Source organism: Flavobacterium sp. N1994 (assembly GCF_025947145.1).
Lineage (GTDB): Bacteria > Bacteroidota > Bacteroidia > Flavobacteriales > Flavobacteriaceae > Flavobacterium.
Genome location: NZ_CP109999.1, coordinates 3226864 through 3241299 on the forward strand (window position 1 = coordinate 3226864; position 14436 = coordinate 3241299).

A 14436-nucleotide genomic window follows, 5' to 3' on the forward strand; every position below is an offset into this window, starting at 1 on the left:
CTATCAAATCGTAAGCTAAATTAGAAATTAGAAATTAGTAATTAGTATTTATTTATCCACAACTCAAGAAAACTATGGTTTAAGTGGTGTTACTAAATATGATTCATAATGATTTTCTATAACAAAGGTGTAGTTGAATGGTAAAAAAAATAGATGATCTCCTTAGTAGTTGCCATTCATAGATTTTATTGGCTAAATAACGATAAACTTTCTCAGTTTACAGGGGCGGAGTTAATTTTGAAAAATAAAATTCGACCAATAGAATGTAAATGTTACCATGAAAAAGATATATGTTATTTTAGTACTAGTACTGTTTTTGCCAGTATGTTTTTATTCCCAAACAACGGTGACTCTAACTTCACCAGGAACATCCTCTTTTACAGTTCCGGCCGGAGTTACCTCACTAACAGTAGAGTGCTGGGGAGCTGGTGGTTCTGGAGGTGGAACTGCCGGAAATGCTACTGCCTCTGGCGGTGGTGGTGGAGGCGGAGGCTATTCTAAAAATACTGTTGCGGTAGTATCGGGTTCAAGTATAAACTATACTATTGGAGCAGGAGGAACTGGTACAACAGCAAATGGAGCAAATGGAGGAGCAACTACTTTCTCTACTGTTGCTGCCAATGGAGGATTTGGTGGAATGCAAGGAAATTCAAACTCAGGAGTGGGTGGTGCCGGCGGAACCGGAACAACCTTTAATGGTGGAAAAGGGGCTAATGGAATACTATCTAACAGTGGCGGTGGCGGTGCAGGTAGTGCCGGTAGTGCCTCAAATGGTAATTCTGCCACTAATGGCACTGGTGCCAATGCAGTAACAAATGGTGCCGCAGGAGGTAATGGAGGGGTTGGTTATATCTTTAATTTCTTAGGGTTACTTATAAATGTTGGAAACGATGGCTTGACAGGGGCAAATCCAGGCGGCGGTGGCGGCGGTGGCGATAATGGTGATTTTGGGTTTTTTGGATTCTATTATTTAGGTGGAGATGGTGGAGATGGTCAAATTAAAATTACTTACAATTGCGCTGCTTTCAGCTTAACCAGCACTGTAGCAGCCTCTGTGAATGTATGTGCCGGAAATTCTTCTATCATAACGCTTAACGCAACGGCTATTGGTTTACCGATTGGTTTGTACGCTGTTGATTACGAAATTCAGGGAGTGCCACAAACAGCAGCAGTAATGAACGTTACTACAGCAGGAACCGGAACGTTTATAGCAAACGGATTTACAACTGTTGGTACTAGAACGGTTAAAATTACTCGCATCACTTCGCAAAGTTGTTACTCTGATATTATTACCAATAACCTTACTACAGTTACGGTGAATTCTTCACTAAGTGCTCCAACTGCTTTGGCTGGATCTGGCGCTACTTGTACTCAAATTACGGCTAACTGGAGTGCTATATCAGGGGCTTCTTATTATGAATTGGATGTGGCTACCGATAGTGGTTTTACTAGTTTTGTTCCCGGATACAATGCGTTAAATGTTGGTAACGTAGTAACAAGCAATATTACCGGTTTAACAGCAGGGGTAACTTACTATTATAGAGTAAGGGTTTTTAACGGAACTTGTATTAGTACAAATTCTGGAACCATAACGTATGCTACAACTTTAGCTCCTGGTGCACCCACTTTAAATGCAGTAACAAATAATACCTGTTCTCAATTTACTATCAATTGGACTGCTGGAACGGGAACAACCAATAGCTATACAATTGAATGGTCAACGGCAGCGTCAAATTTTGCTACTATTTTAGGAACGGCTACTGGTATTACAGCATTGACCTATACTATAACAGGATTAACCAATGGAGTACAGTATAAATATAGAATTCGGGCGGTTAATGGTTGTGGTTCCAGTGCCAATGTTACGAGTGGTAGTATTACTACTTCTGGAGCGGCACCAGGTATTCCTACGTTAAATGCTGTAACAAATAATACTTGTACCCAATTTACGATTAATTGGGCAGCAGGAACAGGAACAACCAATAGCTATACTATTGAATGGTCTACTGCAGCATCCAATTTTGCTACTATTTTAGGAACGGCTTCTGGAGTTGCGGCATTAACCTATACCATAACAGGATTAACTAATGGCGTACAGTATAAATACAGAATTCGGGCGGTTAATGGTTGTGGTTCTAGTGCCAATGTTACGAGTGGTACTATTACTACTTCTGGAGCGGCACCAGGTATCCCTACATTAAATGCTGTAACCGGAATTACCTGTACCCAATTTACGGTCAATTGGGCTGCTGGAACAGGTACAACCAATAGCTATACCATTGAATGGTCGACTGCGGCATCCAATTTTGCTACTATTTTAGGAACGGCTTCTGGAGTTACGGCATTGACCTATACTATAACAGGAGTAACTAGTGCAACACAATATAAATACAGAATTAGAGCAGTTAATGGTTGTGGTACCAGTGCAAACGTGACGAGTGGCAATGTAACGACCGCATCTTCTCCAACCACACCAACCATATCTACGGTAGATAGCATTCCTTTCTGTCAGACAGATGGGGCTACCTTAACTTCTAGTGCCGGTACCACTTATTTGTGGTCAACTGGTGAAACCACACCAAGTATTTTTGTGACTACTGCCGGAAGTTATACCGTGCAGATCACCAATGCCAGTGGCTGTCAAAGTAATAGTTCATCGGCTACCGTGGTAACAGTACAAGGATTGCCAACGGCTGCAGCAGGTGGTAGTCAAGCCATATGTTCTACTAGTACTGCTACGGTAAGTGGGGCTACCGCAACTAACGGAACGATACTATGGACGCATAATGGTACAGGAACGCTATCAAATGCAACAACGCTTACTCCAACTTATACTCCAGCAATTGGTGATATTGGTACTACGGTAAAGTTAACAATGACCGTTACGAGTAATAATACGTGTGCTCCACAAATAGCAACAGCAACCTATACGGTAGGCGTAACTGCTATGCCAGTGCAGCCAACCTTAGGAACTGTAACACAACCAACATGTGCTGTAGCAACAGGTAGTTTTTCCATAGCAAATTATGATGCTTCCTATACCTATGCCGTAACGCCAGCAACAGGCGTAACAATCGCTGGTTCAGTAATCACCGCTCCAGCTGGAACTTATACAGTAAAAGCTACATCAGGTACTTGTACCTCAGTAGCCTCTGCGAGTGCAACGGTAAATACACAACCAGCTACTCCGGTTCAACCCACCTTAGGAGCTGTAACACAACCAACATGCTCAGTAGCAACGGGTAGTTTTTCAATAACAAATTATAACGCCTCTTATACCTATGCAGTATCGCCATCAACAGGAGTAAGTATTTCTGGGGCAACGATAACGGCACCGGCTGGAACTTATACTGTAACGGCTACATTAGGTACTTGTACATCAGTAGCCTCTGCCAGCACAACAGTGAATGCACAATCAGCTACTCCAGTGCAGCCAACCTTAGGTGCTGTAACACAACCAACATGTGCTGTAGCAACGGGTAGCTTTTCCATAACAAATTACAATGCTTCCTATACCTATGCGGTAACGCCAGCAACAGGGGTAACAATCTCAGGTTCATTGATCACCGCTCCTGCAGGAACTTATACAGTAAAAGCTACAGTAGGTACTTGTACCTCAGTAGCCTCTGCGAGTGCAACGGTAAATACACAACCAGCTACTCCGGTTCAACCCACCTTAGGAGCTGTAACACAACCAACATGTTCAGTAGCAACAGGTAGTTTTTCAATAACAAATTATAACGCCTCTTATACCTATGCAGTATCGCCATCAACAGGAGTAAGTATTTCTGGGGCAACGATAACAGCACCGGCTGGAACTTATACAGTAACGGCTACATTAGGTACTTGTACATCAGTAGCCTCTGCCAGCACAACAGTGAATGCACAGCCAGCTACTCCAGTGCAGCCAACCTTAGGTGCTGTAACACAACCAACATGTGCTGTAGCAACGGGTAGCTTTTCCATAACAAATTACAATGCTTCCTATACCTATGCGGTAACGCCAGCAACAGGGGTAACAATCGCTGGTTCAGTAATCACCGCTCCTGCAGGAACTTATACAGTAAAAGCTACAGTAGGTACTTGTACCTCATTAGCCTCTGCGAGTGCAACGGTGAATGGACAACCCACTAATACATGGAACGGATCATGGTCAACAGGATTAGCTCCAACAAGTACTGAAAAAATTGTTTTTGCTGCTAATTATAACTCCTCTTCAGATTTGATAGGTTGTTCTTGTCAAGTTAATTCGGGGGTTACTGTAAATATCAATTCAGGACATACCTTAACGGTTTTAAACTCTGTAACAGTTAACTCTGGAGGAACTTTAAGATTTAATGATAAGGCTAGTTTAGTTCAAACAAACGATGCGGCGGTTAACAGTGGAACGATAACTTACGAAAGAGAAACAACACCTCTAAAACAATATGATTATACCTATTGGTCTTCACCGGTAGCATCAGCTCCATTAAGCCAATTAGCCACCAATTCATTATTTTATAATTTTAGCCCAACGATTAATAATTGGGTTTACCAGACTGGAGCAACAACCATGGCACAAGGTGTTGGTTATATAGGGAGAGCACCAAGCGGCTTAACCTATAGCCCGACACAAATTGTAGAAACAAGTTTTACAGGTGTTCCTAATAATGGAGTGATTACTACTCCCATTGTTAAAAGCACAGGCACTTATAATTTGATAGGTAACCCTTATCCATCCGCTATTGATGCTGATTTATTTATAACAGCGAACACAGCAGTTACTAACGGAACGTTGTATTTATGGACGCACAATACTGCTATTACCAACAATGTCTATACGGCCAATGATTATGCCAAATATAACTATACCGGAGGAGTAGGGACACTTCCGGCTCCAAGCGGAGGATCAAGACCAATGGGAAAAATAGCTGCAGGACAAGGTTTCTTTATCGAAGCTAAAACAAGTTTGGCCAACGGAACCTACTCGGCTACTTTTAATAATGCGATGCGTTTGGCAGGGAATAATACCCAGTTTTTCAAAAATGGTACAGCATCCACTACGACGAACTCTATTTCAGAAGGATTAGAAAGACATCGCGTTTGGCTTTCCTTAAGAAGTGCATTAGGAGCCTATAACCAAATGTTAGTAGGTTATGTGGAAGGGGCCACCAATGATTATGATTCGTTATTTGATGGTAAAACGTTCGCTGTTGGGAACTCGGTTTCTATGTATACCATGAACGGAGCAGATAATTTAGCCATACAAGGAAAGAGTCTACCGTTTTCAGCAACAGATAGTATCCCTATTGGGTACACTACTACAATAAACGGAGAATTGAGTATTCATTTAGATGATTTTGATGGGGTATTCACTAGTCAAAATATCTATTTGTTAGATAAAACAACCAATACAGTAAACAATTTAAAAACCGGACCTTATACTTTTGTAACGACTAGTGGTACTTTTAACAATCGTTTTGAATTGCAATTTACTGCGCAAGCATTGGGTATAACAACGCCAACAATAACCGATAAGGATATTAAAATCATATCCGAAAATCAGGGGCTTGAAGTAATTTCGCCAGCACTAGCCATTACCAAAGTAGAAGTATTTGATATTTTAGGCAAAGTAGTGTTGACTAAGAATAACCTAAACACTAATGTATTTCAAACCAATTCATTAAACGTGGCACCACAAATTCTTTTGGTAAAAGTAACGTTAGACGACCACTATGTTTTCACAAAGAAAACACTAATAGACTAGTATAAAGGAGTAATCTAAGTAAAAACCATCTTTATCATTTGATTTAGGTGGTTTTTTTATTCCTTAAAATTTATAATTTATTCCGCTGCGTTCCATACAGTCAAACCATCCCCTCGTATCGCTTTTTTCCTCTTTCCTCATTCTTCTTGCTTCTTTCTTCTTGCTTCTTTCTTCTTTCTTCTCTCTTCACATCCAATCTACAATACTTCCTTTCAAACGTAAATATGGTAAAACCAAGTCTTCCTTTACGGTTTTTTTAATTGCCAAAAAGGAAACAGCGCGTCTTTCCCATCTAAATCTTCAAAGTCATCGTAAAAGGCTAAATTCCTTTGGTTTTTAGTTTTCACCTCTCTTTGATAGTTCTTATCGGTCAGAATAGCAGAGATGGACAACACTTCCAATGTTTTTCTAGAATGTATATAACGTTCTAGCGCTTTCCAGGTGTACTCGCTTTCGTCTCCTTGGCCAACGCCTTTCAAATGAGGGCATTGGTCATTAACGTAATACACTTTATCACCCCCAAGAGCCAGCGTGCTGTTCCTTACCGATTGGCGGAACTTTCGCAAGTCTTGTTCATCGTAAAGATAGTTGTTCCCTTGCATGATATCCGTAAAAGACCACCATCTGCTATAGTAAAACAAATCACTACTAATCACCTCTTTATAAATACTTAAACTACTGTTGCTGTCAAGGGCTATGATAGCCGTTAGTTCAAAATTAGGGTCAAAAATACTTTCTTTTTCAGCCTTGATAGTAGCGTCATCTAACACTCTTTCCCAATACCAATATGCCTCTTTTTCAAAAAGGGTATCTCCAAATTTAGCATACAACGCTTTTTGCTGATACTGCTCATCAATAAGTCGGAAGTGCCAGCAGGAACCTTCTTTTTTAATCTTGCCCAGGAGTATGAAATCTTCCTCTAGTGCTTCTTCCAACAAGTCACTATACTCCGCCATAGCATGATAGCCATATTCTATATTGATATCCAACCGCTCAGCCAAATCCATAGCCAAGCCCTCCAGACTAGAAAGGTCCAAAGTATGCCGACTCAGTAACGATAGATCACATCCCATAAATATATTTCTTTAACCTACAACAGGAATTAGTAATTAGTAATTAATTCAGCTCCATACAGTCGAACAAAATTCTCGTGTCACAATTCAACATTCAACATTCAACATAATTCACAACCCACAACCCAATTCGTAATTAATTCAGCTCCATACAGTCGAACAAAGTTCTCGTGTCACAATTCAACATTCAACATTCAATATAATTCACAACCCAATTCGTAATTAATTCAGCTCCATACAGTCGATCAAAATTCTCGTGTCACAATTCAACATTCAACATTCAACATAATTCATAACCTACAACCCAATTCGTAATTAATTCAGCTCCATACAGTCAAGCAAAGCTTCACGTCTCGCTCTTTCCTCTTGCTTCTTTCTTCTTTCCTCTTTCCTCACAACTCCATACTCCCCTTACTAACCCCATAACTACTTTTAACAATCAAAGTCACCTCCTTATCACTAGGAAACTCGACACAGTAGTTCGTTTCTATATACAAATTGGCTTGGTCTACTTTATACAAATTCGACCCTTTCCGACTTAGCATCACTTTATAAGTCCTTATTTCAGGTTTCGTAGGCACTAAAATAAGGTCCACCGCTTCTAAGTCGCCCGAGGGAGTTAGTACTTTAGTATCCCGGTCCTCTGGTTCCACCGCTTTATAAAAGTTGACAATATCACAAGTAGTAGTGCTACCTTTTTTGGAAGTAGTAAACGCAGTACAGAAGAGTAAAACAACTAGGGGAAATAGGAGGGGATGTTTTTTCATGATGGATTTTTTAAGATATAATACCAGTGGGAGTCTCCAAAAGTAGCATTAAATAAGTCGTGTTTTCCCTCTACTATTCACTTTATACAAATAATCAATATGATCTTGAAGCGTTATCAGTTCAAAAAGACCTCGGGTGTCTTCGGGTAATGGACAAATTTCAAAGGACTTGATGTGTTTTTTATATGCTATTTCCCCTAGGACATCCACTAGCAACGTATACATGTCTTCGCCTGCCTCCTCATACTCTTCGGGGCTGATGAAGTCAGGAACATGGAGTTTAATTCTAAGTTGTTTGGTAGCGATATTGTAATCGGCTATGGAGAGGTAGATTTCGCTGATTTTGATTTCATAGTCATCAAAAGGATATGGATCATCTTCTCCTTTAAGATAGGGGGTTCTGTCTTCAATGGGTTTGATAAAAGCCTCAGGAACAAAATACTCCAAAGGGGGCGCCTGTGCTACTATAGCATTTATTTTAGGAAACAGTTTAGGATAGCCCCCTCCTGAGATAATGAAGGTGCCTTTTCCTGTTTCTGGAGAAATCATAATTTTAAACCCTATTCGTACGGAAATGGTTTTAAACCTGTTGTACATTTCTTCTATTACGTCAGTATTAATTCCGAGGAGTATCGCATTTTTAACCCCCTCCTCATTGTCTTGAAACCACTTCCAGAATTTTACGATTTGTCTCATTGGTATGCCTTAGGTTTGACGTTACCCCTTTATTCTTAAAAGAGTATCTATTTCAAATCTAACAAAAATCTCACAAATAAACAATCGCTACAAATGAGATTTTTAATGTACTAAACGGTTACCAAATTTTAGCTATCTCAAAATGCATCCCATCCTTGCGCGTAAAATGACCACCCCAATAAAAACCATGCTTATGGGCTATCGCGACTAACAAGCGAACACTCCCTTTTTGACCTACTAGTGCAGGAACACTCCCTAGTGTATTCCAAGGATAATTAATGTCAAACGCCGTTCCAAAGGCATGATTACTCAAAACGGTCCTACTGCCGCGTACAAACCTTGGGTTAAAGGCACCATTCCAAGTCAGTATTAGAGAGAGCAGTCTCGCTTTTTCCCAATCCTTCCAAAGTTGCTGTAACTGTCGCGCCCCCTTTTTGTGAAAATACACCGTAGCATTCCCTTTCAAAGGAATAAGTTGGGGGATTTCCACTTTAACAATATTGTCCCTAAGCCAATCATTCGTAATGTCAAAATGTTCTGGATTGTTAGGCAAGGGACTAGCTTTAACCCCTATTTTCCCAAAAAGCGCTTCCCGTTGCGCATTAGATACTAAAGGAGGAAAACTAGGTTTCGGTGGAAAATCAACTCCTGTAGTATCGTTACGCTTCTCAGCAACAACCTCAAAGCCTTCTAATACCGCCACGCCAACTGTTAAATTCCCCACCACACCATCCGCCACCAAACCCTGCTTTTTTTGAAACAGCCGTGTAGCATATTCCGTAGTGGTATCAAAAATACCATTGGCACTACCAAGATAAAATCCCTGTCCGATAAGGAAATATTGCCATTTTTTTACAGCAGCCCCACGGCTGCCTAATTCTAATAGTTTCATAATACTATTTATTAAAAGTTATAATTGTTCTGATTCTTAAAAGGAAACCACCCCGTCATACACTGCGTTATGCCACTGTTAAAACCGAATGTCCACTGGACATTTATTCCGTTATCACTCCATACAGTTCGACCTATGGTCTCGGGTCTCCTCTTAATATCAAATTTCAAAAGGAGGGGAACTCTATTGCTGTTTTTATGACTTAAGTGCAAAAAAATGAAGGGCGTAAAGCTCCCCTCCTTTGGAAGGAGGGGTGGCATAACGTAGTGTATGACGGGGTGGTTAGGCTCTTAGCAGGATAGTTGTAAAAAAACAAACCCGACAGATCACAACAACCTGTCAGGTTTAATCTTCCCAACACCCTTAGCTTACGGTTACCGCTCCCATATACACACTGGTCGCATAGTGTTTCTCATCGGCACTGGCGAAAGTAATCCAACTTTGCACTTCCAGTCCTGCGAAATAAGTAGGTAAGGTTAGGGTTGCCGAAGCCGCTGAACGCGTTCCTGCGGTTAACAAGTAAAAATACAAGTTAGACGCTGGCGCATACACCACAACCACCAATTGGTCAGTAGCTTTGGCTTCCCCTTGCCCCGAGTTGTCCTCCCAGTTGTACTTTACCCCATTGCTACCCGAGGCAATTACCGTAGGGTTTTGAATCCCTAGTAAATCCCCTTTGGCGATTTGCACTTTGTCGTATTCCATGACAAAGCTGGGGTCTACATAGGTTACCGCCTCCCTCATGTGGTATGACAAGGCTTGGTTGATTCGCGTTTTGTCGCCGGCATTGCTGCCAAAGTACTTCCCTAGGATAGGGTTGATAGGCGTTAAAAACTCGTTTACGATTAAGAACTTAGCCCGTTGCAAGAGTTGTAGCTCTGAGGCTTTTCTACTTCCTTTTTTGGGTAAAGATCTCATGATGTCTTTCCCGCGCCAATTAGCGCCTACTACGGTGCCCACTTTCCCCGAAAATGGACCCAAAATTCCTTTGTTGTACGTTCCCATACTTTTAAAATTTAAATTAAACATTTGTTTCCGATGTGGCCTTCTACCAACACCGTGACCCGAAATTACAACAGGGCTTTCAGTAACAAACTACGATGTCCGAAAGTGTCCGAAACTGTCCTGTAATGTCCATTTGTTCTATCTTTTTAGGGGTTTTGTTCGATACATGTTCGATATTCGTTCGATAGCGTTTGGGCAAAATGGTACATTTACCGAACGAAGACCGAAGGAAACTCGAACAAAGGAAGAGAGTTACTTTTTTTGTAAGTGTGCTTGATAAGTTAGGGCTAAAAAACACTAAGGATAAGGATTGTGTATGTGTGGGATTTTTGTTAAGTTTGGGATGATAAATTATTCTTTATGGAAAAATACAGACAAGTAATAGATGAACTAATAAAGTTTAGAGATGATAGAGATTGGAAGCAGTTTCATGATTCTAAGAATTTAGCATTGGCAATTTCTCTTGAAGCAGCTGAATTAAATGAACTTTTCTTGTGGAAAAAAGGAGATGATGTAGAAAATGTAAAGAAAGATCGTTTGAAAGAAGAACTAGCTGATATATTATCTTTTTCTTTTCTTTTGGCAGAAAAACATAACTTGGATGTATTTGATATTGTCTTAGAAAAGATAAAAAGTAATAATGAAAAGTACCCAGTAGATAAAGCAAAAGGAACTGCCAGGAAATATAACGAATTATGAGTCAAGGCGAATTGTTCACAATTAACAAATATGATTTTGATTCAAATTTAGTTAATGAATTTAATACAGTCCATTATGTAAAAGATTTATGGCCTGTTGTATATATTTTGAGTGATGGTAATATAAATGAAGCCTATGTTGGAGAAACAACAGATGCCTATGCCAGAATGAGTAGCCACTTAAAAAATAATAAAAAAAATAAACTATCTGCAGTTCATTTAATATCCAGTGAAAAATTTAATAAATCGGCAACCTTAGATATTGAATCTAATTTGATTAAATATATTTCTGGTGATGGTCAATATAAGTTAATCAATGGAAATATAGGATTAGCTAATCATAATTACTATCAAAAAAAAGAATATTGGGATATTTTTAAATCCATTTGGGATAGCTTAAGAACAGTTGGAATAGCCAAACATCCTATTGATTATATTGACAATTCTGATTTATTCAAATATTCTCCATACAAAACCTTGACCTCTGAACAAAAAAGTAGTTTACTGGTTATAATGAAAAATCTACTGAATAATACTTATAAAAATATTATTATTGAAGGTGGAGCTGGGACTGGCAAAACAATACTAGCCATATTTCTTTTTAAATTACTCAATACTACCAATGATGATTTTAATTTCGATGAATTTGGAGATGATGAGTTCGAATTCATGGAAATTGTTTTTGAGTTAAAAAAGAAATATCCAAACCCTAAAATGGCACTGGTTGTTCCAATGTCATCCTTTAGAAGTACATTAAAGAAAGTATTTAAAAATATTAAGGGACTTAGTGCCAATATGGTTATTGGACCTGCCGAAATTGTTAATGATACATTTGATATTGTTATTGTTGATGAATCACATCGTTTAAGACGCCGAGTTAATTTAGGAGCTTATTTTAGAGCATTTGATGTTGTCTGTGAAAAGTTGAATTTAAATAAACACACTTGCAATGAATTAGATTGGATTATGAAACAATCTGAAAGTGCTATCTACTTTTATGATGAAAACCAATCTATAAAACCTTCCGATGTTAAAAAAGAAGATTTTGACAAACTTAAAGTGAATAGTTTGACCAAAACAGAATATTTAAAATCTCAATTTAGGTCTAGAGGTGGAAATGATTATGTAAATTATATTGATAATCTTTTAAAATGTAATCTGACTAATTCAAATATTATTTTTAATTCAAAGGAATATGAACTTATTCTTTTTGATTCTATTGAGGACATTGTTAATGAAATAAAATCTAGAGATATAGAAAATGGTTTATCTAGATTAGTAGCTGGGTATTCATGGCCTTGGATGACCAATAAAAAAGACTCCAAGCAAGATTTTGATATTGAAATTGAAAAGACAAGGCTAAAATGGAACAGCACCAACATTGATTGGGTTAATTCTGTTAACTCTAGAGAAGAAGTAGGTTGCATTCATACAACACAAGGATATGATTTAAATTATACAGGGATAATTTTTGGGAATGAAATTACTTATGACAAAGCAACTAATGAAATTAAAATTCTAAAAGAAAATTATTATGATGTAAATGGTAAACAATCTATTGTTGACCCGGAAGAGTTAAAAGATTTTATTTTAAACATATACAAAACGATAATGCTTCGGGGTATTCGAGGAACCTATATATACGTTTGTGATAAAGATTTAAGAGATTATTTTTCTCAATTTATACCAAAATTTAAAACTAAAAAAGGAACTCTTGTTTTAGAGAAAAATGATATTATACCCTATGTAAATAGCATTCCAATCTATGATTTGAAAGTTGCTGCTGGGAATTTTAGTGAATTACAAACCGTAACTGATTGTGAATGGATTGCTTTACCAAAAAATTATAAACCCTCAAATGATTTATTCGCCTGTAAAGTTATTGGTGAATCAATGAATAAGATTATACCTAATGGTTCAATATGTATGTTCAGAAAATATACTGGAGGCTCAAGGGATGGAAAAATAGTTTTGGTAGAACACACAAGTATTCAAGATCCTGATTTTGGTTCGGGATACAGTGTAAAAGAATATAGAAGCAAAAAAGAAGTTACTCAAGACTTATGGAGTCATCAATCTATAACTTTAAAACCTATATCCTATGATTCATCTTTTGAAGATATTATAATTGAAAGTGATGAATTGAGTAGTTTGAAAGTGATTGGGGTTTTTGAATGTGTTTGTTAAAGAGATAGTGGCTTAATTAAAAAGGAAATAAAATATGACTGAAATTCAAATACTTTAATTAGAAAAATATTATAAAATTAAACTAATAAAAGTTGATAATAATTTATTTTCTAAATATCAAACAAAGAATGCTTATGTGCTAGATGATGATGATAATATTATTAGTTTAGACTTATCTTCTAATAACATTAAGAATATTGATTTAATTTCTAAAATAGAAACCCTTAAAAATTTAGATTTAAGTGAAAATTTTATTGATTATTTAAGTCCAATAAACAACCCGCTCCGCGAAGTCTCATGACTTTGTGGTAATCTTGAGAAACAAAATTGTTAATTGGATTATTTCATCTTTTCGCTTTGCTCGGGTGAGTTTGAGAGTTGCTTCACTTGTGTCTTAAAAACATTTTGTGATTGAAAGATTTAGTATTAAATATATCTATACTGTCGATAATCCAAAACAAATTGTTTCTCAGAGTTTAGCATTACAAATAAAAAATTAAAACTTTTAAAACAATTAAATTATGCATACAAAAATCTTATTAATTATCGCCTTGTCAACGCTATTTACCATAGGGACTTTTGCGCAAAGTGAAGATGGATATTGGGACCAAGAACGAAAAACCGAAAAAGAAATACCATTAGCAGATCACAAAAGAAAGTGGTTAAGAGCTGAAATTCCGACTGGTACAACTCAACTTGTTTACAGGGTTTCTTTCCTTGACGAGAATGGACAACTAAGAAGTTCGCTTTCATCAACTATTGGTAGCTTACCTTCTGTTACTGCTCAAGGATCTTCTGCTATACTCAGTCTACTTAATGTTATAGGAGGTAGTAACAAAGGACAGTATTTCATTTTTACTTCAAAAGAAGATGCTGATTATTATTGTACAAATAATATTGTACAAAATGCATGTTATGCAAACTCCAATAATATACCTAGTGATAAAAATGTCCTTTATTTAAACAAAAGCGCATGCTTATCAGAATCAACTCAATACCTATGGTTTGCTTTTTATAATGCTAATTACATGGATGACCAAAAAGTTGTTTTGGAAGTATTACCTTGGATTGACAAAAAAGCCAGTCTCGGTTGGTCTCAGAAAATAAAGAATTTTTTATATGACTATTTAGTCAAATCTATTAAGCAATCAAACGAAAATATTCCAAGCGAAACCATAGAGAAAAATGTAAATTGTATTTTGACTAATTTAACCAGTGATTATACTTTTAATCAGTTTCAGTTATTAGCTGAATATGAAAAGAAAAACTATTTTGATAAATTAGAAAGCATTTGTAATAAATAAATAAAACATTAGTGCCCCGCTCCCGCGCGAATCCTTTCGCGTGGTATATTTAAAATAAATTCCTACTT

At 37.5% G+C, this 14436-nt stretch carries 9 protein-coding genes; 4 read left to right on the forward strand and 5 right to left on the reverse strand.

Going from position 1 to position 14436, the window contains the following annotated elements:
• Window positions 1-277 precede the first annotated feature (277 nt).
• The gene (locus OLM53_RS14345; RefSeq protein WP_264520913.1) at window positions 278-5746 is read left to right on the forward strand and encodes a beta strand repeat-containing protein; all 5469 of its coding nucleotides are present in this window, start codon (window positions 278-280) and stop codon (window positions 5744-5746) included.
• Window positions 5747-5991: 245 nt separating this feature from the next.
• Here the strand turns inward: OLM53_RS14345 and OLM53_RS14350 are convergent, their stop codons facing one another.
• From OLM53_RS14350 to OLM53_RS14370, 5 genes are all read right to left on the reverse strand, one after another.
• Entirely contained in the window at window positions 5992-6747 is a 756-nt protein-coding gene (locus tag OLM53_RS14350; RefSeq protein ID WP_264520914.1) for a hypothetical protein, read from the reverse strand.
• A 464-nt stretch (window positions 6748-7211) separates the two neighbouring features.
• Window positions 7212-7586, reverse strand: coding sequence for a hypothetical protein (locus OLM53_RS14355; RefSeq protein WP_264520915.1), 375 nt, complete (start codon window positions 7584-7586; stop codon window positions 7212-7214).
• A 48-nt stretch (window positions 7587-7634) separates the two neighbouring features.
• On the reverse strand, window positions 7635-8282 hold the full coding sequence (locus OLM53_RS14360) for a hypothetical protein (RefSeq protein ID WP_264520916.1): 648 nt from the start codon (window positions 8280-8282) through the stop codon (window positions 7635-7637).
• Between the two features lie 118 nt (window positions 8283-8400).
• The gene (locus OLM53_RS14365) at window positions 8401-9174 is read right to left on the reverse strand and encodes a M15 family metallopeptidase (protein WP_264520917.1); all 774 of its coding nucleotides are present in this window, start codon (window positions 9172-9174) and stop codon (window positions 8401-8403) included.
• A gap of 363 nt (window positions 9175-9537) precedes the next feature.
• A complete protein-coding gene (locus OLM53_RS14370; protein ID WP_264520918.1) occupies window positions 9538-10179 on the reverse strand; it encodes a DUF6266 family protein in 642 nt (213 codons plus the stop codon).
• Window positions 10180-10539: 360 nt separating this feature from the next.
• On the opposite strand from OLM53_RS14370, the gene OLM53_RS14375 reads away from it, so the two are divergent.
• The 3 genes from OLM53_RS14375 (at window position 10540) to OLM53_RS14385 (ending at window position 14368) form a co-directional block, all read left to right on the forward strand.
• A complete protein-coding gene (locus tag OLM53_RS14375; RefSeq protein WP_264520919.1) occupies window positions 10540-10878 on the forward strand; it encodes a nucleotide pyrophosphohydrolase in 339 nt (112 codons plus the stop codon).
• On the forward strand, window positions 10875-13064 hold the full coding sequence (locus OLM53_RS14380) for a DNA/RNA helicase domain-containing protein (protein ID WP_264520920.1): 2190 nt from the start codon (window positions 10875-10877) through the stop codon (window positions 13062-13064). The genes OLM53_RS14375 and OLM53_RS14380 overlap by 4 nt, the downstream gene beginning before the upstream one ends.
• Window positions 13065-13585: 521 nt before the next feature.
• Window positions 13586-14368 carry a hypothetical protein gene (locus OLM53_RS14385; protein WP_264520921.1) on the forward strand — a complete coding sequence of 261 codons (783 nt, stop codon included), beginning with the start codon at window positions 13586-13588 and terminating at the stop codon, window positions 14366-14368.
• Window positions 14369-14436: the final 68 nt, after the last annotated feature.

Coding starts and splice junctions, on each gene's coding strand:
- OLM53_RS14345 (WP_264520913.1), top strand. CDS start 278: ATGAAAAAGATATATGTTATTTTAGTACTAGTACTGTTTTTGCCAGTA.
- OLM53_RS14355 (WP_264520915.1), bottom strand. CDS start 7,586: ATGAAAAAACATCCCCTCCTATTTCCCCTAGTTGTTTTACTCTTCTGT.
- OLM53_RS14360 (WP_264520916.1), bottom strand. CDS start 8,282: ATGAGACAAATCGTAAAATTCTGGAAGTGGTTTCAAGACAATGAGGAG.
- OLM53_RS14365 (WP_264520917.1), bottom strand. CDS start 9,174: ATGAAACTATTAGAATTAGGCAGCCGTGGGGCTGCTGTAAAAAAATGG.
- OLM53_RS14370 (WP_264520918.1), bottom strand. CDS start 10,179: ATGGGAACGTACAACAAAGGAATTTTGGGTCCATTTTCGGGGAAAGTG.
- OLM53_RS14375 (WP_264520919.1), top strand. CDS start 10,540: ATGGAAAAATACAGACAAGTAATAGATGAACTAATAAAGTTTAGAGAT.
- OLM53_RS14380 (WP_264520920.1), top strand. CDS start 10,875: ATGAGTCAAGGCGAATTGTTCACAATTAACAAATATGATTTTGATTCA.
- OLM53_RS14385 (WP_264520921.1), top strand. CDS start 13,586: ATGCATACAAAAATCTTATTAATTATCGCCTTGTCAACGCTATTTACC.